Raw genomic sequence first — 22,853 nt, 5'->3', positions numbered from 1 at the left:
GGACTCAGGGCTGGTGCCGCTCCAGGAAGTCGTACACCTCGCTGGCGTCGACGCCCGGGAACGTCCCGGTCGGCAGCGCCGCCAGCAGTGACGTCGGCGTGCGCGCGGCCGGCCAGGACCGACCCTCCCACTTCTCCGACAGTGCGCTCGGCGGGCGGCGGCAGCAGGTCTCGTCCGGGCAGCGGGACACCGCACGGTGGGTGGTGTCCCGGCCGCGGAACCATTTGACGTGCTCGAAGGGGACGCCCACGCTGACCGAGTAGTCGCCCTCCTTCGCCTTCTCGATGCGGGAGGTGCACCAGAACGTCCCGCGAGGTGTGTCCGTGTACTGGTAATACGGGCTGAACCGGTCGGGGACGTCGAACACGGTGCGCGCGGTCCAGCTCCGGCAGACCGGCGTGCCCTCGATCGCGCCGAGCGCGTCGGACGGGAACGACACCGAGTCGTTCTCGTACGCCTTGATGATCGTGCCGGACTCGTGCACCTTCATGAAGTGCACCGGGATGCCGAGCCGAGCGGTCGCCAGGTTGGTGAAGCGGTGGCAGGCGGTCTCGTAGGAGACGGCGTACGCATCCCGGAGGTCTTCCATCGAGATGCGTCGGAAGTTCTTGGCTTCGGTGAGGAAGGACACCGCGTCCTTCTCCGGCAGCAGGAGGGCGGCGGTGAGGTAGTTGGTCTCGATGCGCTGCCGCAGAAATTCGGCGTAGTTTCGCGGCTCTTCATGGCCGAGCAACTGGGAGGAGAACGCCTGCAGGATGGGGGAGCGGGAGTCTCTGGACGCCGACTGCTCTGTCGGCAGGTAGATGCGGCCGTTGCGCTTGTCCGTCACCGAGCGCGTGGAGTGCGGCAGGTCGCCGACGTAGTGCAGGGAGAATCCGAGGTGGTCCGCCATCTCCGTGACGGTCTGGTGCGAGACCGGTCCTCCGGCGTGACCGACCACGGTGAGGAGGTCGGCGGCGATGGCCTCCAGGTCGGCGAAGTAGTTGTCGCGTGCCCGCATGGAAGCACGCAGCTCCGCGTTGGCGCGGCGGGCCTCCTCCGGCGTCGCCGCCCGCTCGCGGTGCAGCCGCTCGACCTCCTGGTGCAGTGCCAGGACGGCCCGGAGCGTCGCATCCGGAACGGTTTTGCCCACCCGGATCGGCTCGATGCCGAGCGCAGCGTAGACCGGTCCGCGCTGCGCACGCTCGACCGCGATCTCCAGCCCGGAGCGTTCGTCCGGCGCCTCGGGATCGAGGAGGTCGTCGACACTCACGCCGAGCGCAGCGGCGATGGCCCTCAGCAGGGCGAGACGCGGCTCCCTGTTGCCGTTCTCGATGGTGGACACCTGGGAGGGCGCGCGGTCGATGGCCGCAGCGAGGGATTCCAGGGTCATCCCCTGCCGGAGGCGGAACGCCCGCACGCGCCGGCCGAGGGTGAGCGCGTCTGCGCCCTCCTGGTCGGTTGTCACATCGTCGGCGATGGTCATGCAGGCCATGGTGACACTCGCCGGTAGTTCTGGCAAACAGAAGAAGACCCGAACTTCTGTCGGCCGATCCGGTCCACGGGGGTTGCGGCCCGCTCAGACTCGACTCACCACCAGCACTCACGACCGATGGAGGTCACCATGAGCACCGACCGCAGCACCGACCGCAGCACCGACGACAGCACGCACGGCTTCCGGCCCGGCGACACCACCCAGACCGCGGCCGAGCTCCGCCTCGAATGGGACGCCGACCAGCGCTGGTCCGGCATCCGCCGCGACTACACCGCCGAGGACGTCGTCGCACTCCGCGGCCCGGTGCGGGAGGAGCAGACGCTCGCCCGCCGCGGAGCGGAGCGGCTGTGGGAACTCCTCCAGCGCGACGGCACGGGTCCGGAGGCGCAGTGGGTCGCCGCCCTCGGAGCGCTGACAGGCAACCAGGCGGTGCAGCAGGTGCGCGCGGGGCTCGAAGCCATTTATCTGTCCGGCTGGCAGGTCGCCGCCGACGCGAATCTGTCCGGTCAGACCTACCCGGACCAGAGCCTGTACCCCGCCAACTCGGTCCCGGCGGTGGTCCGCAGGATCAACAACGCACTGCTGCGCGCCGGTCAGGTCGAGGGCAGCGACGGAGCCGTCGCCGACTGGATGGCGCCGATCGTGGCGGATGCGGAGGCCGGCTTCGGCGGACCGCTCAACGCGTACGAGCTGATGCACGGCATGATCCAGGCCGGGGCGGCCGGTGTGCACTGGGAGGACCAGCTCGCGAGCGAGAAGAAGTGCGGCCACATGGGCGGCAAGGTGCTCGTCCCGACCGGGCAGCACATCCGCACGCTGAACGCGGCGCGGCTCGCGGCCGATGTCGCCGGGGTGCCGACCATCGTCATCGCCCGCACCGACTCGCTCGCCGCGACCCTGCTCACCAGCGACCACGACGAGCGCGACCGGCCGTTCCTCACCGGGACGCGCACAGCGGACGGCTTCTACGAGGTGACCAACGGCATCGAGCCCGTGATCGCCCGCGGCCTGGCGTACGCGCCGTACGCCGACCTGCTCTGGGTCGAGTCGGCCGAACCCGACCTGGAACTGGCCCGGCGCTTCGCGGAGGCCGTGCACGCCGAGTTCCCCGGCAAGAAGCTGGCGTACAACTGTTCGCCGTCGTTCAACTGGCGCAGCCACCTCGACGACGAGACCATCGCCCGTTTCCAGCGCGAACTCGCCTCCTACGGCTACGCGTTCCAGTTCATCACGCTGGCAGGGTTCCATGCCCTCAACCATTCGATGTTCACGCTCGCCACGGACTACGCGTCCCGCGGAATGAGCGCGTACGTCGATCTGCAGGAGGCCGAATTCGCCTCCGAGTCGGCCGGTTACACCGCCACCCGCCACCAGCGGGAGGTCGGCACCGGATACTTCGACCGCGTCGCGACAGCGCTCAACCCTGACAGCGCAACACTCGCCCTCGTCGGTTCCACCGAGCAGCACCAGTTCTAAGGACGGAAGATCATGATCGACATCACCGGTCCGGCCACCCCAGGCACCGACCAGATCCTCACCCCGGAGGCCATCGCCTTCGTCGACCACCTGCACACGGCGTTCGCCGGGCGGCGCCAGGAGCTTCTCGCCGAGCGGCAGCAGCGCAGAGCCCTGGTCCGCAACGGACGTGACCCGCAGTTCCTCAGCACCACCGCCTCCATCAGGGAGGACCAGGACTGGCGCGTCGCCGGCGCCGGCCCCGGCCTGGTCGACCGCCGGGTGGAGATCACCGGCCCGACCGACCCGAAGATGGCGATCAACGCGCTGAACTCGGGTGCGCGGGTCTGGCTCGCCGACCTGGAGGACGCCACGAGCCCCACCTGGGAGAACATCGTCGGCGGCCAGCGCACCCTGCAGCGCGCCGTCCGCGGCGACCTCGCGTTCACGAGCGAGGAGGGCAAGGACTACCGGGTCACCACCCCGCAGGAGTTCACGCCCACGATCGTGATGCGGCCGCGCGGCTGGCACCTGGTCGAGAAGCACCTGTCGTTCACCGACCGGTCGGGACGCACGGCACCGGCCAGCGCCTCGCTGACCGACTTCGGCCTGTACTTCTGGCACAACGCCGCCGAGCTCGTCGCCTCCGGTCGCGGCCCGTACTTCTACCTGCCGAAGCTGGAGTCGCACCTGGAGGCGCGGCTGTGGAACGACATCTTCGTGTTCGCCCAGCAGCGCATCGGGATGCCCGTGGGAACGGTCCGCGCGACCGTCCTGATCGAGACCATCCCCGCCGCGTTCGAGATGGAGGAGATCCTCTACGAACTGCGCGACCACTGCGCCGGACTCAACGCCGGCCGCTGGGACTACATCTTCTCGATCATCAAGACGTTCGACGGCCGCGGCAAACGGTTCGCGTTCGGCGACCGCAGCGCCATCACGATGACCGTCCCGTTCATGCGCGCATACACGGAATTGCTGGTCGCCACCTGCCACAAGCGGGGCGCCCACGCCATCGGCGGGATGAGCGCGTTCATCCCCAACCGCCGAGACCCGGAGGCGACGCAGATCGCGCTCGCCAAGGTCGCGGAGGACAAGCGCCGGGAGGCAGCAGACGGCTTCGACGGCACCTGGGTGGCGCATCCCGACCTGATCCCGACGGCGCTCGCCGAATTCGACGCGGTGCTCGGCGACCGGCCCAACCAGCTCGACCGGCTGCGCGACGACGTGAGCGTCGCGGCCGCGGACCTGCTCGACGTGACGTCGGCGACGGGCGTCGTCACGGATGCTGGGGTGCGGTCGAACGTCTCCGTCGCCCTCCGCTACATCGAGGCGTGGCTGCGCGGCACGGGCGCGGTGGCGATCGACGGACTGATGGAGGATGCGGCGACCGCCGAGATCTCCCGCTCGCTGCTGCGGCAGTGGATCGACAATCGCGTCGTCACCCGGGAAGGCACGGCCGTCACCCGCGACCTGGTCGCCGCCCTGATCGCCGAGGAGACCGCACACCGGTCGGGTGGCGACGACCTCTTCGCCGACGCGGCGGACATCCTCCGCGAAGTGTCCATCGCCGAAGACTTCCCGACGTTCCTGACCATCCCGGCCTACACGCAGTATCTGGTCGAGGCGCTCGGCAGGGAGCACGCGCTGGAGCTCGCAGGCTGACGAGTCGGGCGAGACGACCGCGAGAACCCCCGGACCGGCGTCGGTCCGGGGGTTCTTCCTCGCGCCCGCCTCTTGCGCCGCCCGCCCGCGCTGTGGCACACTCTCGACCGTGATCTTCTAGCAGCGACCCAGTCCTCCCCACGCCGTGGGTGAGTCGATTCATCCTGCCCTCAGAGGAAAACACATGTCATCGTCTACGAACACGAGCGCCGGCACGGCGTTCACTATCACCGAGCTCATCGTTCCCACCAGCCTCCAGTCACCGGATGCGGCCGACTTCATCGGCATGGCGGGGGTGCGAAGCGCCGTCGAATCCGAGCAGCGTGGAGGACCGGCCGTCCCCTCCGCCGACCCTGCGTCCGTCGCTGCCGGGTTGCTTCCCGATTGGCGGAACGACGGTTTCCCGATGTGGGGGATCGTCGCGAAGGTCGACGACCGCGTCGTCGCGCGCGGCAATCTGGCCCTGCCGATCGGCGCAGGCGAGTGCTGGGGAGCGGTCTCGGTGCTTCCCGAGTTCCGGGGCAGGGGGATCGGCGGAGCGCTATTCGACCGCCTCCAACAGAAGGCGCTGGAGGAGGGGCGCAGCATCATCCAGAACCAGACGTCGTACCCGGCGGGCGTCGGCGGCGACAGCATCCAGGCTCCCACCGGCTTCGGGTCCGTGCCGGTCGATCTGGTGTCGACCCGGTTCCTGCAGCGTCACGGGTTCACGATGGAGCAGGTGGGGCGGATGAGCGTTCTGTCGCTGCCGGTCGACCCCGACGTCTTCGATCCGCTCCTCGCCGAGACGGTCGCCGCCGCCTCCGGCTATCGCACGGTCAGCTGGCAGGGCCGCACGCCGGAGGAGTGGGTCGACGGCATGGCCATGCTGCACACCCGGATGAGCACGGACACCCCCAACGCGGGCATCGAGCAGACCGAGGACGTCTGGACCGCCGACCGCGTCCGCGCCTTCGACGAGTTGAGGGAGGAAGGCCCGCACATCCTGATCGCCTCGGTCGCCGTCCACGAGGCCACCGGCGAGCTCGCCGGGTACACCGAGCTCAACGTGCCGCCGGAGCCGGAGCTCCCGGCCGAGCAGTGGGACACGCTGGTCATCGCCGGGCACAGGGGGCACCGGCTCGGGATGCTGCTGAAGCTCACCAACCTGCGCGAGCTGACCCGGCGGTTCCCGCACAGCGGCTCAGTGGAGACGACGAACGCCGAGGACAACCGTCACATGCTCGACGTGAACGAGGCCGTCGGCTTCCACCCGGTCGCATACTCGGCCAGGTGGAAGAAGGACATCGGCGGTCGCCCGTTACATTGACGCGAGCGATCGTGCCTTGATCGAGTCGAATTCGGCCTGAGTGATCGTGCCGTTGTCGAGCAGCGTCTTCGCCTTCGCTATCTCATCCGCGGGCGAAGACGCTGTGGCGACGGTGCGGATGTACGCGTCGGTGTCGCCCTTCGCCCTCTGCATGTCCTCCATCTTCCGCTTGGCCATGCTCGGCCCGCGCGCGATCAGGTAGACGAGCGCCGTGATGAACGGCACGAACACCAGGAAGATGATCCAGAGCGCCTTCAGCCAGCCGTTCAGCGTGTGGTCGCGGAAGATGTCGCCGATGATGGAGAACAGCACCATCAGGTACGAGATCCAGACGAAGATCCAGAACGAATACACCACGAAATCCCAGAAACTGTTCATGATCATGCCTCCTCAGGTGCGCGTCCGCCGTGCGTCGTCACGGCGTAGATCACGAGCACGTCCATTGCGATGACGATCGCCGACCACCATGGTTGGGCCGGGATGAGAAACAACTGGCCGAGCGCGCTCAGGATGGCCAGGATGACGGCCACCACCCGCGCCCACATCTGTCCGGCGAACAGGCCGCCGGAGGTGATCACGCCGAGGATCCCGATGATGAGGTTCCACCAGCCCCAGCCGGAGATGTCGAACAGGAAGAGCGATCCGTGGGCGACCACGTAATACGGGTCAGGGGCGAAGATCCCGACGATGCCCTGCAAGACGTTGAACAGTCCGGAGAGCAAGACGACGAGGGCGGCGAACCGTCCCCATCCGGCGACCATCGCGGGGACGCCGCTCGGTGCTGGTTGTGACATGGATTCCTCCGATGACCGCAGTTCGAGAGAACTGATGGTGCTGAAATTAGTGGCCCCCGCCGCGCGCGGCATCACCCGAGTGGGATGAGATCGTGGACTTCCAGACGAGGTCGACGACGATGGCCAGGACGACGATCGCGAGCAGCGCGATCGCCGTGGCCGGCTCGTTCACCAGCGTCGTCGTGCAGAACACGACGAACGTGCCGAGGGTCGCGACCAGTGCGATCACGAGCACCACGATGCTCGCGCCGGTCTGACGGAACAGTCGGAAGTGCCCGACCGTGACCGCGGAGAAGACCAGCAGGGCCACGGCGCTGCCGATCGAGGCGATCGCGTTCAGGTTGAACCCGACCACCAGGATGCTTGCCAGCGCAGCCATCACGAGGAGCCCGGCCGGGAACGGCCCGGCGTTGCGCGAGAAGAACCGCGGGAACTGGCCGACGGAGGCGAGGTGCCTGGTCATCCCGATCGACGGGTAGAGGCCGGCGTTGACGGCGCCGGTCGTCGAGAAGAGCGCGGTGATGACCATCAGGACGTATCCGGCCTGACCGAGAGTCGGTTTCGCCGCTTCGGCGAGGGCGGTCGGCCCGTACTCCACGACCTTGTCGGCCGTCAGCGTTCCGAAGACGCCGAGCGAGACGGCCACGTAGACCGTGGTCGCGATCGCCAGCGCCAGGTAGATGGCGAGCGGCAGCTGCCGTTTCGGATTCGGCAGGTCCTTGGCCGTGAAGGTGATCACGCCGAAGCCGAGGAACGCGAAGAAGGTGAGCGCGACGCTCGCGATGATCTGCTGGAGCCCCGGATAACCCGATGGAGCGAGCAGCGATGGATTCCAGTTGGCGATGGTCACCACGGCGAAGACGACGAGGATCGCGAGGACGACCGTCACGATGACCGACTGCACCCGCGCGACCGCGGCGGCGCCGATGGCGTTGAGCCCGGTCATCACGACGATCAGCAGCACAGCGAGCACCTTCGCCCAGCCCGGATCGTCGTGGGCGACGACCGAACTCGCGTAGCCGCCGAACGATGACGCGATCATGGCGACGACGATCGAGCCCGCCGTGAAGAACAGCCAGGAGCCGATGGCAGCGATGTGGCCGGTGCCGAACCCCTTCTCGAGGTAGGTGAGGATGCCGCCGCCTGATGGGAACGTCGAGCCCAGCTTCGCGAACGAGTACCCCTGCAACGCTGCGATGATCCCGGCGATCAGGAAGGAGAGCCACACGGCCGAGCCGGCGACGGCGCCGGCCGCGCCGAGCAGCGCGAAGATGCCGGCTCCCACCATCGAACCGACGCCGATGAAGGTCGCCTGCAGAACGGTCATGCGCTTCTGGGGCGTGCCTGTCGTCACGGGCTGAGGGTATTCCCGCGCTGACGGCCGACTTATCACCCGGTTGGGATGATTTGGCCGCCCGGCAGCCTGCGTCAGAATCCGGAATGTCGCACGGTGCGTCGACACATCGGTTCGCGTGGGGAGGGCTCTCATGGACATCTTCGTCGTGATCGTCGAGGCGTGCATCGTCATCGGCGCGATCGTGATGGGCGTCAGAACGGGAGGGATCGGGCTCGGGCTGTGGGGCGTGGTCGGGACGGCCATCCTGATCTTCGGATTCCACCTTCCACCGGGCTCTCCGCCGATCGACGCCTTCTTCATCATCATCGCCGTGATCACCGCGTCGAGCGCGATGCAGGCGGCGGGCGGGATCGACTACCTGGTGTCGATCGCGTCGAAGATCATCCAGCGCAACCCGAAACGGCTGACCTACGTCGCGCCGCTCGTGGCCTTCCTGTTCACGGTATTGTCCGGCACGTCCAACATCTTCATCGCACTCATCCCGGTGATCTACGAGACGTCGTATCGCAACGGCCAGCGACCGGAGCGCGCGCTCGCGGCCTCGACGGTCACCTCCGGTCTCGGCATCACGGCGAGCCCGGTGTCAGCGGCGATGGCCGCCTACCTCGTGCTGATGGAGACGAAAGGGTTCGGCCTCCCTCAAGTGCTGCTCATCACCATCCCGTCGGCGATCATCGCGTGTCTCGCCACGTCGTTCGTGCAGCAGCGGATCGGCAAGGAGCTCGTCGACGACCCGGTGTTCCAGAAGCGTGTCGCAGCGGGGACCGTGAAGATGCCCGCCGTGCTCGAAGCACAGGCGGCCGCTGGGGGCGCCGGGGCGGCGGCAGCAGGGTCGGCCACGGCCGTCGCCGCCGGCGGACCAGGCGAGGGAGCGCGCGGCAGTCGCCGTCGCCCTGCCGTGCCGGTGATCGAGCACACCGTGCCGCCGGGAGGGCGCACCGCCGCCATGATCTTCATCGTCGGCACCCTGCTCGTCGTCGTGCTCGGCCTGTTCCCCGCCCTTCGCCCGTCGTTCCCGGACGAGGAGGGCAAGCAGGTTCCGCTCAGCATGTCCATCGTGATCGAGATCGTGATGTTCACGGCGGCCCTGGTCATCATCCTGGTGCGCAAGGTGAAGCCGTCGCTCGTCGTCGAGCAGCCTCTGCTGCGCGCAGGATACGTCGCCGCGGTGGCGCTGTTCGGCATCGCGTGGATGGCCGACACGTTCATCGCGGCCAACGAGGAGACGATCATCAAGCCGCTCGGCGAGCTGATCAAGTCGTACCCGCTGCTTCTCGCCGTCGCGCTCTTCCTCGTCTGCGGCCTGACGACCAGCCAGTCCGCGACGACCAACACCCTCATCCCGATCGCGCTGGCGGCGGGGCTCGCGCCCGGCGTCATCACCGCGATGTGGCCTTCGTTGATCGGCGTCTGGCTCTTTCCGGCGAACGGTGGGCAGATCGCGTCGGTCGAAACCGACCTGACCGGCTCGACCAAGCTCACCCAGGTGCCGATCTGGCACTCGTTCACGATACCGATGCTCGTCTCGTGGGTCGCCGTCGTCATCTCCGGCCTGCTGATCCAGCTCGTCGTCCCCGCCTGATCCCGTCGTGGAGGAGAGAACACATGTCGAACACCACCGAGCTGAACGCCGCTGCCGCCGCACTGATGCCGGATGTGCTCGAGCGCCTTCGTGCGCTGGTGCGCATCCCGTCGGTCGCCTTCCCCGGCTTCGACCCAGAACCCGTGAAGCGCATGGGCGAAGCGGTCGTGGAGATGTATAAGGCGGCCGGCGCCACCAATGCCGAACTGCTGGAGGTGCCGGGCGGCTATCCGTGCGTGTACGCCGACCTGGAAGGGCCGGCCGGATCGCCGACGGTCCTGCTCTACGCGCATTACGACGTTCAGCCGGCTCCGGCGAGCCAGGGCTGGTCGAGTGAGCCGTTCGAGCCGACGACGAAGGAGGACGGCCGCATCTACGGCAGAGGCGCCGCCGACGACAAGTCCGGCCTCGTCATCAACTACGCCACGCTCAAACTCCTCGCCGACCAGCTGCCCTGCCACATCAAGCTGCTGTCGGAGGGCGAGGAGGAGACGATCTCGCACCTGGAGCAGTTCGTCGAGGACAACCCGGAGCGGTTCGCCTGCGATGTCGCCGTGATCGCCGACATCGGTCCGCAGGACGTCAACCGTCCTGGGCTGACCACCGCCCTGCGCGGGGACGTCGCCTGCACACTGACCGTGCGCACCCTCGCCAACCCGGTGCACTCCGGGATGTTCGGGGGAGCAGCGCCCGACGCGATGACGGCCATGATCCGGATCCTGGACACGCTTCACGACGAGAACGGCGACACGGTGATCCCCGGCGTCGATTCGGGGCAGTGGTCTGGCGCCGACATGGACGAACCCGTGTACAGGGACGGTTCGGCGATCCTGCCGGGCGTCGACTACCTCGGCACGGGTTCGCTGTCCGACCGGATCTGGATGAAACCGTCCGTCACGGTGCTGGGCATGGACCTGCCCAACACGGCGGAGGCGTCGAACGTCCTCCTGCCAGAGGTGACCGCCAAACTCTCGATGCGGATCATCCCCGGGTCGGACGCCGACGCGCAACTGGACGCACTGATGGAGCACCTTCGCTCGCAGCGCCCGTGGAACTGCGAGGTGACGGTCGAGAAGGTGAAGGCCGGTCATCCGTTCGCGGTCGACGAGTCCCACCCGGCGATCGCTGCGGCCGTCGAGGCGCTCGGCGAAGCATACGGTGCGTCGGTCGAGACGATCGGGAGTGGGGCGTCCATCCCGTTGGTGTCCTCCCTGCAGAAGATCGCCCCGAAGGCGGCCATTGTGCTGTGGGGCGTCGAGGACACGAAGAAGTCGCGCATCCACGCGTCGGACGAGTCGGTCGATCCGGACGAGATCCAGCGGATGATCGTGGCGCAGGCGCGGTTCATCCAGAGGGTCTCCGACGCGATGTGAGCGGACCCGGTCAGGTGAGTGATGGAGCAGAGTCTTCGTTCGGTGGCCGGGTTCGCGGCCGCGGTCGCTGTGACCGCTGCCGTCCTCCTGCTCACCTCGCCCTCCGGCGACCGCGAAGCCGTGCGGATCGTCGACGCAGTGGTGGCGCTCGTCGCGGCAGCGGTCTCGATCGGGGCGCTGCTCGCTGCCCGGCATCGTCGCCGGGAACAGGGAACCGCCGCCCGGTCGGCTGTCGAGCCGAGTGATCTCCGAGCGGCGGAAGCGACCTACTCGAACGCGTCCTGAACCTCGTTGTCCAGCTTCTCGTCATCGACGGTGATCTCCTTCTTTGTGACACCGGTGGCGTGGGTCAGCAGCGCAATGACCTCATCCGCGGTGGCCGGGTCGACGACGACCACGATCCCGGCGCTCCCCGCATTCAGTGTCTCGCTGATGGTCTTCAGATCGTCTGCGGACGTGTTGTTGGAGATGTGCCCGGCCAGGGCCCCGATCCCCGCACCCGTGCCTCCGGCCGCCAGCAGGGCGCCACCTAGGGCGACCGCGGGGAAGAGCGCGACGACGACCCCGCTGGCGAGACCGATGGCCAGGCCTTTTCGTCCGCCGTGATGCTTGGCCTTGTCGTCGCGTTTCGGGATGGAGACCTTGCCCTCCTTGTCCCGCACGACCACGGCGGCATCGAAGGACGCATGCTTTCCCGCGTCCTTGAAATGCTCGTGGATCCTGTCGAAGTCGGCGACCGCTTCTTCCTCGCCGGCGTACTGCGCGGCAATCGCCACGTAAGGCTGATCAGACATGCTCGTGCTCCCGTCTCTTCCCAGAAGCATCGAGCCCGGCGGGGCGCTCGTGCATCACCCGCGCAGGATGATCCGGCTCAGTTCTGATCGACCCTGTTCACCGATACCAGCTCCACAGTCAGGTCGCGCAGCAGTTCGAGGATCCCCTGCAGCCGCGCCTGATCGGGGACCTCGCCGACCAGATGGGTGTTGCCGCTCTCGACCCGGCTGACCGCGAAGCCGTCGAGCGCCGCGACCAGGGGTGCGCTCAGCGTTCCCTTCACCACGATCTCGAAGACTTCGGGATGCACGGCCGAACCTCCCCCCGGTTGTGCCGGGAACCGTCATGTTCCCACTCATGTTCCGCGCGTCGCGCCCTCGCGTCATCATCCCTGGAGGGTGATGCGGTACCTAGCCGAGACGGCCGCAGCGTGTCACACTGAGCACATCCTCTGGAGGGCGGCGCCATGCTGGGAGGGCAATACATACCTGCGTATGCGGTCGACCGGCCGCAGTTGCTTCACCACCTCGACGTGGCGCTAGCGCGGCCTCTGACCCTCCTGGTCGCTCAGGCCGGGTCCGGAAAATCGGTGCTGCTGAGCCAGTGGGTCGAGTCGCATCCCGAGGTCTGCGCCACCTGGGTCGACGTCGTCGAAGCCGATGACGACCCGACGGTCTTCGGGGCTCATCTCGTGGACGCGCTCGTCGGGAGCAACCCGGCGTGCGGCGACCTCGGGTCCATCGTGCTCGGGGCGGGGACCCCGTTCGGCCGTGAGTTCGTCTCCGCGCTGATCCCGAAGCTGAGCGCGGCGATCGAGACCGTGATCATCCTGGAGGATCTCCACCATCTGACCGATCAGGGGATGCTGACCGTGCTGGGCGACATCGTCGAACTGCTGCCGCCGAACATCCACCTGCTGATCTCCAGCCGCTCCGACTCCCCGGTGGCGTGGAGCAGGGTCCGGCTGCGCTACGAGGTCCCCGAACTCCGGCAGGCCGCCTTCGCGATGTCGTTCGACGAGTCGGCAGAGCTCGTGTCGGCGATCGCCGGGCACGAACTGGACAGAGCAAGCCTGGCGACCCTGCTGGATCGCACGGAGGGGTGGGTGGCCGGGATCCAGATGGCCGCGATGACCTTGCGGCTCCGCCAGGACCCCGCGCGGTTCATCGCCGAGTTCGGCGGTTCGGACCGGCTCGTCGCCGACTACCTCACCGGCGAGGTCCTGGATGCGCTGCCCGCACCGGACCGCGAGACCCTCTTCGGGCTCTGCGCGCTCGACCATTTCAACGCAGAGCTCATCTCCGAGCTCGATCTCGGACAGTCCGGCCCCGACCTGCTGGCCAGGCTCGAGCACCACTCCATGTTCCTGGTGCCACTGCACGATTCGCGCGAGTGGTTCCGATTCCATCAGCTCTTCCGCGATCTCCTCCGCTACCGGATGCGGTCGGAGGTCCCGGCCGCCGAAGCGCGGATCCTCATCCGGGCTGCCGCCTGGCATCGGGCGCACGGCGACGACGAGCGGGCGATCGAATACCTCTTGCGCGCGCACGAGTGGGACAGGGCCATCGACGTGATCCTGTTGAACGCCGTCGCCGCGATCGAGGCGGGGGAGGTCGGCACGGTGATGCGGTGGATGAACGCCCTCCCTGCGCCGGTGCTCGCCGACCGTGTCGATGTGCAGCTCCTGCGAGGAATCCTCACCGGGATGAGCGGCGACGCCGCCCTGGCGGAGGACCGGTTGCGCGCCATCGTCGCAGGACCGGAGAGCTCCCTGTTCGAGACGGCGTGCGCGCAGACCTTCCTCGCGGCCCTGGTGCACTGGGGCCACCGGCCGCACGCCGCGATGGTGTGGGGCGAGCGGGCACTCTCGTCGGTCGCGCTGCTCGGCGACTCCGTCACTCCCGATCACCTTCCGGACACGGCAGCGATGACCACGATCGCGATGCTCTCGCTGGGCCGAGCCCATTTTCTGGCCGGTGATCTTCCGAGCGCCCGGCGCTGGCTCACCGAGGCCCGTGAGACGGACGGGGCAGGTCACTCCATCTGGCGGGTCTCGGTCCTCGGCTCTCTCGCCCTCCTTGACGCCTGGTGCGGGCGCACCCACGACGCCGTCGACGTCGCCGGTGAAGCGCTCGCCGTCGCCCGCGAGACGAACAACTGGCGGCACGCGGCGACGGCGGAGGCACATCTCGCCCTGTCCATCGTCGCGATCGAGCGGGCGCAGTTCGACAGGGCGGGCATCGAGTATCGGGAGGGCGTCGTCCGTGCCGAGGCGAACGGTCGCCACCAGCTCTCCTGGGTCGCCTTCGCCGTGATCTGCGAGGTGAGCGATCTGGTGGAGGGCGGCAGGATTCCCGGGTCGCCGACCGGTCCGATGCCGCCCATCGTCGCGGACCGGCTGCTCGCGCGGCAGAGCCGTTCCCTCCGGCTGAACGGCGCACCGGACAGCGCGAGGCGACTGCACAGCGACGCGGGAGCGACCACCACCTCCGTGGCGTTCGAGGAGGCGGCGGCAGAACTCACCGTCGGCCATCCGGAGGTCGCCAGGGAGTATCTGCGGCGCCTCACCGACCTCCCGGATGCCGATGAACCGCTCGGCAGGGTCAGGGCGCTCATCCTGGAATCGTGGTGTGCCGCAGCGGTCGGACGCGACGAACGAGCGGACGGCCTGCTCGCCGAAGCGTTGGATGTCGCAGAGCAGGACGGGCTCGTCACCGTCTTCCTGCAGGCGGGCGGGGTCGTCATCCGGAGGATGGGGATGCTCGCGGACGGCGCGCTCCATTCCACGTCCCGTGCGGTGCTCGCGATCGCCGCCGACCAGCTGGAGGGGCCCGACCGGCTCGACCAGGTCGGCGAGTTCACCAACCGCGAACTGGACCTGATCACCCTGCTCCCCACCCGGCTGACGAACAACGAGCTGGCCGCCAGGTTCGTCGTCTCGGTGAACACGATCAAGACCCACATGGCGCACATCTACCGCAAGCTGGGCGTCGCGAATCGTCGGGACGCGATCGCGAGGGCGACGCAGTTGGGCCTGATCGACAGGACGGCCGTGGTGGTCGAAGGCGCGCGGTAAGCGCGTCGGCCGGCTATCTCGGAGCGGAGTCCGGACCGGGGCCGCCGGTGTCGATGCGCGGTTCGCTGTGGCGCGGTTCGGCTCGGACGCCGTCGGCGGTGCCGCCGGCCGGAGCCGTGCCGCCGGCCGGCGCGGTGCGGTCCGTGCGGTCGGCACGGTCGCTGCGGTCGGTGCGGACGTCGGGGTCGACCTCGTCGGCGCGCGTCAGCTTCTCGTCGACGGAGGAGCGGGCGTCGCGGGCTTCGGCGGCGTGCGCCTCCGCCTCCCGGCGTCTGCGCTCCGCCTCGACTTCGGCCGCCTTCGCATCCGCCTCTGCACGGGAGGCCTTCGCCTCCCGTTCCCTGGCTGCGAGGTCGTCATCGCGTGCTGCCACGCGAAGCTCCTCAGCACGATGCCTGTCGGCTTCCTGCTTCCGCCGCCGCCCGACGGTCATGGCGATCACGACGATCAGTGCGATCACGACGATGACGACGACGATCAGGACGATCCATCCGGTTGCGTTCATGTCGGGTCATCGTACGCGCGCGGTGCGCGGTTGCTAGGGGTGGCGGACGAAGTCATCCACCGACCGTGAGTAGGCTTTCGGGGTACGCCGTCGAACGAGAGGGGTGGTCGGTGGATCGCACAGGCACCAACCTTCCGGCGGTGGGGGAGTACAACCAGGCGGTCGTGCTCGACGCCATCCGGAGGCGGCCGGAGGGGATCACACGGTCCGAGCTCGCCGGCCTGACCGCGTTGAGTGGGATGACCGTCACCAAGGTGTGCAGGCGGCTGCTCGACGCCGGGCTCGTTGAGGAGCACGGCACACGCATCACCGGGCCGGGGAAACCGGCGGCGGTGGTGAAACTGAACCCGAGCGGCGGGTTCGCCGTCGGCGTCCACATCGACCCGGCAGCCGTCACTTACGTCCTGGTCGATCTGTCGGGGGAGGTCCGCGACCATTCCCGCACCGGCACCCCGACGGCCGGCGATCCGAGAGCGGTCATTTCCGAGATGGCGGACGCAGTCGAGGTGCTCATCGACCGGTCCGGGGTGGATCGCACCCGCATCCTGGGCATCGGGATCGCGTCTCCGGGTCCGGTCAACGTGGACGACGGCATCGTGCTGAACCCGCCGATGATGCCCAACTGGCACCTCGTCCCTCTGCGGCGCGCCCTCGGCGAGGCGACGGGACTGCCCGTGCTGCTGGAGAAGGACACGACGGCGGCCGTGGTGGCCGAGCTCTGGTTCGCGGAGCCTGGCAGCAGCAGAGACTTCGCCTTCATGTACTACGGTACCGGCCTCGGCACCGGGATCGCCGTCTCCGGTGAGGTCGTGCGCGGCATCAGCTCGAACGCCGGAGACGCCGGGCACATCACCGTCGACCCCACCGGCCCTGTCTGCACCTGCGGGCGGCGCGGCTGCGTCGGGTACATCACGGTTCCCCGCGCCCTGGTCGAACGGGCGGTGCTGGACGGGGTGCTGACTGCCGCCGAAGCTGGCAGTCTCGACGACATGGACGACGTGGATGCCGCGTTCACGCGGCTGGCGACGCTCGGTGCGCGTGGCGACGAACGCGTGGGCATCATCCTCGACGACACGGCGCGGGCGCTGGCGCGCTCGATCGTGGTGATCGTGAACCTCCTCGACATTGACGAGGTGATCTTCGGCGGGCCGTTCTGGGGGCCGGTCTCCGCCGCCATCCTCGCAGCGCTCCCGGATGCGGTCCGGTCGGATCCCGCGCTCATTGCCGAGCATCCTGTGCGGTTCGTCCAGTCGACAATTCCCGTGGATGTCGCCGCCGTCGGCGCGGCGACGCTGGTCCTCGACAACGCGTTCTCGCCGCGTCCGTCCGCTCTCCTGCTGACCGCGGACTGAACGCTCGCGCAGTCGTGCATTCTCGTGTTGCGCTGAATTAGAAAATATGATTTGCTAATTCAGCTCGACACCCGGAACCCTGCCGGGACGTCGTATCGCATCCATTCCAACCTGAAGGCAGCACCCCCTGCCTCCCTGTCAAAGTCGACCCGTTTTGCGCTGCCGCAGACGGCCCCGGAAGGAAAACATGAGTACCAGAAGCACGCGCACCCGCCTCGCGGGCGCCGTCATCGCCGCCGTCGCCAGCATCGCTGTCCTGGCCGGTTGCTCCTCCTCCGCCCCCACGGAAGGCTCGTCCGCAGCATCCTGCGAGCCGTCGAAAGGCAAGGTCACCCTGCAGTACTGGAACACCGTGCCCGGCATGGACAAGGTCGTCGACCTTTGGAACTCCAAGCACCCGGATGTCCAGGTCCAGACCAAGAACATCTCCAACGACCAGTACGGCACCATCGGCAACGCGCTGAAGGCAGGCAAGGCGCCCGAACTCGCGCAGGTCGGCTACGACGAGCTCCCCGATCTGCGGACACAGGACGCGTTCGTCGACGTCTCGGCGTGCAAGGCGGCCGTCGCCGCCAAGTCGAAGTTCGTGCCGTGGACCTGGTCGCAGGCCAGCTTCGGCGGCACCGGCGTCTTCGCCTTCCCGCAGGACACCGGCCCCATGGCCCTCTACGTGCGCAGCGACATCTTCGCCCAACACGGCCTCGAGATCCCGAAGACGTGGGACGAGTACGCGGCCGACGCGCAGAAGCTGCACGCCGCAGACCCGAACCTCAGCATCACATTCTTCGACCCGAACAACGCCGAGTGGTTCAACGGTCTGCTCTGGCAGAACAGCGCAGAGATGTACAAATACTCCGGCGACAAGTGGCACGTGTCCGTCGACAACGACAAGAGCAAGCAGGTCGCCGACTATTGGCAGAAGCTGATCGACGCCAAGCTCGTCCGCAGCGACCTGGCCAACGGCTCCACCCCGATGTACGCCGCCTACCAGCAGAACCAGATCGCCAGCTACGTCGGCGCTGCGTGGGGCTACAGCATGTTCCGCGACAACCTGCCAGACCAGGCCGGCAAGTGGTCCATCGTCCCGATGCCGACCTGGGGCAGCAGCCCCGCCTCCGGCGACTGGGGCGGATCGACCGTCGCGTTCATGAAGGGAAACACGCACCTCTACGAGTCCGTCGAGTTCAACGAGTGGCTCAACAGCGACCCGGAGGCACTGGCGCTGGAGAACAAGCTCGGGGGCCTCTACCCGGCAGCGCTCGCAGGCTCGAAGCTGCCCGCGCTGTCCGAAGGCGTCCCGTACTACAACAACGAGAAGATCTTCGACGTCTTCGCGGAGTCGTCGAAGAACATCGACACGAGCTTCACCTGGGGCCCCACCCAGAAGACCGTGAACCTCGCCCTCCAGGACTCGATGGCCAAGGCCACCGCCGGAAGCGGCACCCTCACCGACGCCCTCGGCGCGGCCCAGGCCGCAGCGCTGAAGTCGCTGAAGGACCAGGCCATCCCGGCGACGGCGGCCAAGTAATCCCCGCATGACCGAGATCGCAACCCGCGCGCCTCGCGCTGTCGCAGTACCCCTGGGTCGTCGCCGTAGCGGCGGCGGCCCTGGGGCCCGCACCATCGTCGCCTTCCTCCTCCCGTTCTTCCTGCCGTTCGTGCTCTTCTACCTGGTGCCGGTCTGTTACGCCATCTGGCAGAGCTTCCTCGTCGTTCGGCGCTCCGGCGGACAGTACGGAGTCGCGTACACGACGTTCGGCGGTTTCGAGCAGTACGTGCAGGTGTTCCAGAACACCGAGTTCTGGGCGAGCATCGGCCGGATCGGCCTTTTCGGCATCGTCCAGGTGCCGCTCATGCTGCTCATCTCGCTCGTCATGGCGCTGCTGCTCGACACCCCACTGCTCAAGCTGAAGTCCTTCTTCCGCATCTCGGCGTTCATGCCGTATGCGGTGCCGGGCGTCATCGCCGCGATCATGTGGTCGTTCCTCTACTCCCCGCAGCTCAGCCCGGTCGTCGACCTGCTCAAGGCCGTCGGACTCCAGCCCGACTTCCTCGGCCCTGGTGCCATCCTGTGGTCGACGGCGAACGTGTCCACCTGGCTGTGGACCGGTTACAACATGCTGATCATGTTCTCGGCGCTGCAGTCCATCCCGCAGGAGCTGTACGAGGCCGCCAAGCTCGACGGCGCTTCCAACTGGACGATCGCCTGGCAGATCAAGGTGCCGATCATCGCGCCGTCGATCATCCTCACCACGGTGTTCTCGATCATCGGAACCCTGCAGCTCTTCGCCGAGCCTGCCGTGCTTCGCCAGATCTCCTCGAACATCTCGAGCACCTTCACCCCCAACATGCTGGCGTACGCCGTCGCCTCCGGGAACAACTACCAGCAGGCAGCGGCGATCTCCGTCGTGATCGCGCTGATCACTTTCGTGCTGAGCTTCGGCTTCATGCGCCTGACGTCGAGGAAGGCCGGACTGTGAGCACAGCGCAGGCAAGCCGGGAGAAACTGCTCAGCAGGACGGGGGCGATGGCCCTGATGTTCCTGCTGGCGATCTACTTCCTGCTCCCCATCTACTTCCTCATCGTGGCGGCCACCAAGCCGCAGGGGGACCTCGCGTCCACGTTCGGTCTCTGGTTCTCGCATTTCGATCTGTTCGCGAACCTGAACACGCTGTTCAGTCGCAGCAACGGGATCTTCGGGCAGTGGGCGGTGAACAGCGTGATCTATGCGGTGTTCGGCGCCGCCATCGGCACGCTCATCTCGGCGCTCTGCGGCTACGCGCTCGCGAAGTTCCGGTTCCGCGGACGCGAGGTCCTGTTCTCGGTCATCCTCGGCGGCGTGCTCGTTCCGACGACCGCGCTCGCGCTCCCGCTGTTCCTGCTGTTCTCGGCGACAGGGATCGTCAACACGTACTGGGCGGTGCTGCTGCCGAGCATCGTCAGCCCATTCGGCGTTTATCTCGCGCGCATCTTCGCCTCGGCAGCGGTGCCGGAGGAGCTGCTGGAGTCCGCCCGCCTCGACGGCGCCGGCGAGTTCCGCACATTCTTCTCCGTCGCCTTCAAACTCATGACGCCGTCGCTGGTGACGATCTTCCTCTTCCAGTTCGTCGGGATCTGGAACAACTTCTTCCTGCCGATGGTGATGCTGCAGAAGGAGTCGCTCTTCCCGATCACGCTCGGCCTCTACGAGTGGAACGGCCAGACCGCCCGGGTGTCGCTGTTGCAGGGATCTGTCATCACCGGCTCGCTCGTGTCGATCATCCCGGTCATCATCCTGTTCATCCTGCTCCAGCGGTTCTGGCGCACGGGCCTGGCCGCCGGCTCGCTTAAATGACGAGCTGACCGCCGCGCTCCACCCGCACGCCGCTCCACCCTCCCCGACTCAGAAAGTACGTCCCCTCCATGCAGAACTCCGCCGTCTTCGTGCCCCATTTCCACTGGGACAGGGAATGGTACGAGCCTTTCCAGGTCTTCCGGCACCGGCTCGTCACCGCCCTCGACACGGTGATCGCCACCGCGGAGACCGACAGGGACTTCCGGTTCACGGTCGACGGCCAGATGGCGGCGATCGAGGACTACCTCGAGATGCGGCCGGAGAACCGCGACAGGATCGCTGCCCTCGTCGCGAACGGGCAGCTGGCCATCGGGCCATGGCTGATCCTGCTCGACGAGTTCCTCTGCTCCGGCGAGACGATCGTGCGTAACCTGCAGATGGGCTGGGCCGCGGCCGAGTCCCTGGGCGGCTCCATGCCGATCGGCTACTTGCCGGACATGTTCGGGCACGTCGCGCAGATGCCGCAGATCCTGGCGAGGGCCGGGATCGAACACGCGGCCCTGTGGCGGGGAGTGCCTGGCGCGATCGAGGGGCACGCCTTCCGTTGGCGTGCGCCCGACGGCTCCGAGGTGCGCACGGAGTTCTTGTTCGACGGCTACGACAACGGCCTGGATGTGCTGCTCGTGCCGGAGCAGATCGGCCGGGCACTCGGCGACTACGCGGAGATGACGGCCGACCGCTGGGGAGACGACCCGGTGCTCGCGATGGCGGGCACCGACCACAACGCTCCGGATCCGCGCCTCGCCGACTGGCTGCGCCGCGCGTCCAGCGAGGAGCGCGCCATCACGATCGCCACCCTCGACGAGTACATCCGCGACCACGTCCGCGACGACGTCTCCGCTGTCGTCACCGGGGAGCTGCGCAGCCATGTGCGCGGCAACATTCTGCCCGGTGTGCTGTCGGTGCGGCTGGCGTTGAAGCAGCGGATGGCAGCGGCAGAGCGAACGATCGCGCAGGCGGAGCGGGCCGGTGCACTGTGGGCGCGGAGCGACGATGCGCCGTTCCTCTCCCTCGCCTGGCACAAGATCATCGAGTCGACCGCACACGACTCGGTGGTCGGCTCCGGCACGGACGAGACGTCCGACCAGGTCGAGGCGCGCCTCGCCGAAGCTGCGCAGACGGCACGCGCCGTCCGGGATGCGGCACTCGCCGTGCCGGCGAGCCTGGTGCCGAGCAACGCCTACCTGGTCGCGAACCCGCTCCCGGCGCCGCGCACGGCCGTGGTGGAGCTCGACGTGCTCGCCCCGGCCGCCGGGACTGTGCTCACGGCGGTCGCCGACGACGGGATCGCGCGTCCCGTCCAGCTCACCTCCGAGGCGCCCACGGTGCTCAGCGACGAGTTGATGGACGCGACGCAGCTCGAGCGGGTGCTGCGGCGCATCCATCGGCGTGAGCTCTTCGGCCGGCTGATCGACCACTACGAGCTCACCTCCGGGTCGCTCGTCTTCCACCTGGCGGAGGTCCCGAACACCGACGAGTTCGACCTGCTGACGCTCCGCAAGGAGGTCGCAGCGGCCGCGGCGGCGACTCCGGGGGAGTGGCGCGTGCTGACCGTCGAGGAGGCCAGGGCGACAGCGCTCGTCGCCGTCGACGTTCCCGCGTCCGGTCTCACGTCGTTCCGTCTGGAGGAGCGCGCCCCCGAAGACGCCGCGACCACCGCGGCACCGGCGACCTGCACCGGCAGGACGCTGGGCAACGGAATCGTTTCGGTGACGGTCGCCGACGACGGAACGCTGGACATCGCCGGAGCGGACGGCACCCTGCTGCGCGGGGTCGGACGCCTCGTCGACGGCGGAGACCGCGGAGACAGCTACAACTACGCCCCGCCCGCACAGGACACGCTCATCTCCGAGCCCGTCTCCGTGTCGCTGGAGACCCTGGAGGCCGGTCCGCTGCGCTCCCGACTGCTGGTCACCCGTGTGTACGAGTGGCCGGCAGCGCTGACTTCCGACCGGGATGTCCGGTCCGGCGACACCGTGTCGACCCCCGTCGAGACCATCGTCGAGGTGCGCGCGGGTGAGCCGTTCGTTCGCGTCTCCACCTCGTTCCTCAACCAGTCGGCCGACCACCGCCTCCGGTTCCAGCTGCCGCTGCCGGAGCGGGTGGCCGTCTCCGCCTCGTCCGGGCAGTTCTCGGTCACCGAGCGCGGGTTGGCCGCCGAGGGCGGCTGGGGTGAGTTCCCCCTCCCCACCTTCCCCGCCAGTGAGTTCGTGTCGGCGGGATCCGCGACCGTGCTCGTCGACAACGCCACCGAATACGAGGTCGTCGGCGACGGCACCGAGCTGGCCATCACGCTGCTGCGCGCGATCGGGTCGATCAGCGTCAACATCCACCCGCTGCGCGACGAGCCCGCCGCCAGCGAGATCGCGGCGCCCGGCGCTCAGGACCTCGGGGTCCGCATCCAGAACCGGTTCGCCATCGTGCCGTCCGCCGCCGGGTGGCAGGGCGCCGACGCGGTCGCCCTCGCCGAGGACTTCCGCACCGACCTGCTCGTCACGCGCGGCACCGCTTCCGCCGACGGCCCGCTGCCCCGCACCGTGGCCGGTCTCCGAGTGGACGGCGCCGGCGTCCTGGTCACGAGCATCCGCCGGGTCACGACCGACGGCCGTGCTGGAACCGAGGTGCGTCTCGTCGCCATGTCGGACCGCGGCGCGACGCCGTTGCTGACCGGCGACTTCGCCGAGGCGGTCCAGGTCGACCTGCTCGGCCGACCGCTCTCCACCATCGCGGCCCCTGGATCGCTCGAGTTCACGCTCGGCGCCTGGGAGATCCGCACCGTCGTCCTCCGCTAGCCAGAGCGAAA

19 protein-coding genes are annotated in these 22,853 nt (G+C 68.3%); 12 read left to right on the top strand and 7 right to left on the bottom strand.

The window, feature by feature from the left end:
- Positions 1-4: 4 nt before the first annotated feature.
- On the bottom strand, positions 5-1,474 hold the full coding sequence (locus tag AC37TH_RS00755; protein WP_490762441.1) for a helix-turn-helix domain-containing protein: 1,470 nt from the start codon (positions 1,472-1,474) through the stop codon (positions 5-7).
- A gap of 129 nt (positions 1,475-1,603) precedes the next feature.
- Here AC37TH_RS00755 and aceA point away from each other — a divergent pair, with 129 nt between their 5' ends.
- From aceA to AC37TH_RS00740, 3 genes are all read left to right on the top strand, one after another.
- Complete coding sequence (gene aceA, locus AC37TH_RS00750) at positions 1,604-2,950, top strand: isocitrate lyase (protein WP_490762440.1); 1,347 nt, start codon at positions 1,604-1,606, stop codon at positions 2,948-2,950.
- Between the two features lie 12 nt (positions 2,951-2,962).
- Positions 2,963-4,594, top strand: a complete 1,632-nt coding sequence (gene aceB / locus AC37TH_RS00745) for a malate synthase A (RefSeq protein ID WP_490762439.1) — start codon at positions 2,963-2,965, stop codon at positions 4,592-4,594.
- A 184-nt stretch (positions 4,595-4,778) separates the two neighbouring features.
- Positions 4,779-5,903 carry a GNAT family N-acetyltransferase gene (locus AC37TH_RS00740; RefSeq protein ID WP_490762438.1) on the top strand — a complete coding sequence of 375 codons (1,125 nt, stop codon included), beginning with the start codon at positions 4,779-4,781 and terminating at the stop codon, positions 5,901-5,903.
- Here AC37TH_RS00740 and AC37TH_RS00735 read toward each other — a convergent pair.
- From AC37TH_RS00735 to AC37TH_RS00725, 3 genes are read right to left on the bottom strand one after another with little or no spacing between them, the layout of a single operon-like run.
- Complete coding sequence (locus AC37TH_RS00735) at positions 5,895-6,281, bottom strand: SHOCT domain-containing protein (RefSeq protein ID WP_490762437.1); 387 nt, start codon at positions 6,279-6,281, stop codon at positions 5,895-5,897. The genes AC37TH_RS00740 and AC37TH_RS00735 overlap by 9 nt on opposite strands.
- Positions 6,282-6,283: 2 nt before the next feature.
- A complete protein-coding gene (locus AC37TH_RS00730; protein WP_490762436.1) occupies positions 6,284-6,697 on the bottom strand; it encodes a DUF7144 family membrane protein in 414 nt (137 codons plus the stop codon).
- 46 nt (positions 6,698-6,743) lie between these two features.
- Positions 6,744-8,051, bottom strand: a complete 1,308-nt coding sequence (locus AC37TH_RS00725) for an APC family permease (RefSeq protein WP_490762435.1) — start codon at positions 8,049-8,051, stop codon at positions 6,744-6,746.
- 133 nt (positions 8,052-8,184) lie between these two features.
- Here AC37TH_RS00725 and AC37TH_RS00720 point away from each other — a divergent pair, with 133 nt between their 5' ends.
- The 3 genes from AC37TH_RS00720 to AC37TH_RS00710 are packed head-to-tail and all read left to right on the top strand — an operon-like array spanning position 8,185 to position 11,294.
- A complete protein-coding gene (locus tag AC37TH_RS00720; protein WP_490762434.1) occupies positions 8,185-9,636 on the top strand; it encodes an anaerobic C4-dicarboxylate transporter family protein in 1,452 nt (483 codons plus the stop codon).
- Positions 9,637-9,659: 23 nt separating this feature from the next.
- Positions 9,660-11,009, top strand: a complete 1,350-nt coding sequence (locus AC37TH_RS00715; protein ID WP_490762433.1) for a M20/M25/M40 family metallo-hydrolase — start codon at positions 9,660-9,662, stop codon at positions 11,007-11,009.
- A 21-nt stretch (positions 11,010-11,030) separates the two neighbouring features.
- Positions 11,031-11,294, top strand: a complete 264-nt coding sequence (locus AC37TH_RS00710; protein WP_490762432.1) for a hypothetical protein — start codon at positions 11,031-11,033, stop codon at positions 11,292-11,294.
- On the opposite strand, the gene AC37TH_RS00705 is transcribed toward AC37TH_RS00710, so the two are convergent.
- Both AC37TH_RS00705 and AC37TH_RS00700 read right to left on the bottom strand, forming a co-directional pair.
- Entirely contained in the window at positions 11,276-11,803 is a 528-nt protein-coding gene (locus AC37TH_RS00705) for a DUF1269 domain-containing protein (RefSeq protein ID WP_490762431.1), read from the bottom strand. The genes AC37TH_RS00710 and AC37TH_RS00705 overlap by 19 nt on opposite strands.
- 77 nt (positions 11,804-11,880) lie before the next feature.
- Entirely contained in the window at positions 11,881-12,093 is a 213-nt protein-coding gene (locus tag AC37TH_RS00700) for a DUF8691 family protein (protein WP_490762430.1), read from the bottom strand.
- A gap of 156 nt (positions 12,094-12,249) precedes the next feature.
- On the opposite strand from AC37TH_RS00700, the gene AC37TH_RS00695 reads away from it, so the two are divergent.
- Positions 12,250-14,859, top strand: coding sequence for a winged helix-turn-helix domain-containing protein (locus AC37TH_RS00695; protein ID WP_490762429.1), 2,610 nt, complete (start codon positions 12,250-12,252; stop codon positions 14,857-14,859).
- A gap of 13 nt (positions 14,860-14,872) precedes the next feature.
- Here the strand turns inward: AC37TH_RS00695 and AC37TH_RS00690 are convergent, their stop codons facing one another.
- Positions 14,873-15,364 (bottom strand): hypothetical protein, encoded by a 492-nt coding sequence (locus AC37TH_RS00690; protein WP_490762428.1) that lies wholly within the window; start codon positions 15,362-15,364, stop codon positions 14,873-14,875.
- A gap of 110 nt (positions 15,365-15,474) precedes the next feature.
- Between AC37TH_RS00690 and AC37TH_RS00685 the strand changes: the two genes are divergently transcribed.
- The 5 genes from AC37TH_RS00685 (at position 15,475) to AC37TH_RS00665 (ending at position 22,842) form a co-directional block, all read left to right on the top strand.
- On the top strand, positions 15,475-16,716 hold the full coding sequence (locus AC37TH_RS00685) for an ROK family protein (RefSeq protein ID WP_490762427.1): 1,242 nt from the start codon (positions 15,475-15,477) through the stop codon (positions 16,714-16,716).
- Between the two features lie 187 nt (positions 16,717-16,903).
- Positions 16,904-18,244, top strand: a complete 1,341-nt coding sequence (locus tag AC37TH_RS00680; protein WP_490762426.1) for an ABC transporter substrate-binding protein — start codon at positions 16,904-16,906, stop codon at positions 18,242-18,244.
- 7 nt (positions 18,245-18,251) lie between these two features.
- Positions 18,252-19,196: a carbohydrate ABC transporter permease gene (locus tag AC37TH_RS00675; RefSeq protein WP_490762425.1), complete on the top strand. Its 945-nt coding sequence runs from the start codon at positions 18,252-18,254 to the stop codon at positions 19,194-19,196.
- A complete protein-coding gene (locus AC37TH_RS00670; RefSeq protein WP_490762424.1) occupies positions 19,193-20,050 on the top strand; it encodes a carbohydrate ABC transporter permease in 858 nt (285 codons plus the stop codon). Before AC37TH_RS00675 ends, AC37TH_RS00670 begins: the two co-directional genes overlap by 4 nt.
- Positions 20,051-20,118: 68 nt before the next feature.
- Positions 20,119-22,842, top strand: a complete 2,724-nt coding sequence (locus AC37TH_RS00665) for a glycoside hydrolase family 38 N-terminal domain-containing protein (protein ID WP_490762423.1) — start codon at positions 20,119-20,121, stop codon at positions 22,840-22,842.
- Positions 22,843-22,853: the final 11 nt, after the last annotated feature.

The organism is Leifsonia sp. McL0627, from assembly GCF_058244615.1.
Note: the sequence above shows the minus strand (reverse complement) of the source record. Positions and strands in the feature narration are given on the sequence as shown.

Bases quoted from the DNA above. Each gene is read 5' to 3' on its own strand.
- AC37TH_RS00755 (WP_490762441.1), bottom strand. From the start codon at position 1,474: ATGGCCTGCATGACCATCGCCGACGATGTGACAACCGACCAGGAGGGC.
- aceA (WP_490762440.1), top strand. From the start codon at position 1,604: ATGAGCACCGACCGCAGCACCGACCGCAGCACCGACGACAGCACGCAC.
- aceB (WP_490762439.1), top strand. From the start codon at position 2,963: ATGATCGACATCACCGGTCCGGCCACCCCAGGCACCGACCAGATCCTC.
- AC37TH_RS00740 (WP_490762438.1), top strand. From the start codon at position 4,779: ATGTCATCGTCTACGAACACGAGCGCCGGCACGGCGTTCACTATCACC.
- AC37TH_RS00735 (WP_490762437.1), bottom strand. From the start codon at position 6,281: ATGAACAGTTTCTGGGATTTCGTGGTGTATTCGTTCTGGATCTTCGTC.
- AC37TH_RS00730 (WP_490762436.1), bottom strand. From the start codon at position 6,697: ATGTCACAACCAGCACCGAGCGGCGTCCCCGCGATGGTCGCCGGATGG.
- AC37TH_RS00720 (WP_490762434.1), top strand. From the start codon at position 8,185: ATGGACATCTTCGTCGTGATCGTCGAGGCGTGCATCGTCATCGGCGCG.
- AC37TH_RS00715 (WP_490762433.1), top strand. From the start codon at position 9,660: ATGTCGAACACCACCGAGCTGAACGCCGCTGCCGCCGCACTGATGCCG.
- AC37TH_RS00710 (WP_490762432.1), top strand. From the start codon at position 11,031: ATGGAGCAGAGTCTTCGTTCGGTGGCCGGGTTCGCGGCCGCGGTCGCT.
- AC37TH_RS00705 (WP_490762431.1), bottom strand. From the start codon at position 11,803: ATGTCTGATCAGCCTTACGTGGCGATTGCCGCGCAGTACGCCGGCGAG.
- AC37TH_RS00695 (WP_490762429.1), top strand. From the start codon at position 12,250: ATGCTGGGAGGGCAATACATACCTGCGTATGCGGTCGACCGGCCGCAG.
- AC37TH_RS00690 (WP_490762428.1), bottom strand. From the start codon at position 15,364: ATGAACGCAACCGGATGGATCGTCCTGATCGTCGTCGTCATCGTCGTG.
- AC37TH_RS00680 (WP_490762426.1), top strand. From the start codon at position 16,904: ATGAGTACCAGAAGCACGCGCACCCGCCTCGCGGGCGCCGTCATCGCC.
- AC37TH_RS00675 (WP_490762425.1), top strand. From the start codon at position 18,252: ATGACCGAGATCGCAACCCGCGCGCCTCGCGCTGTCGCAGTACCCCTG.
- AC37TH_RS00665 (WP_490762423.1), top strand. From the start codon at position 20,119: ATGCAGAACTCCGCCGTCTTCGTGCCCCATTTCCACTGGGACAGGGAA.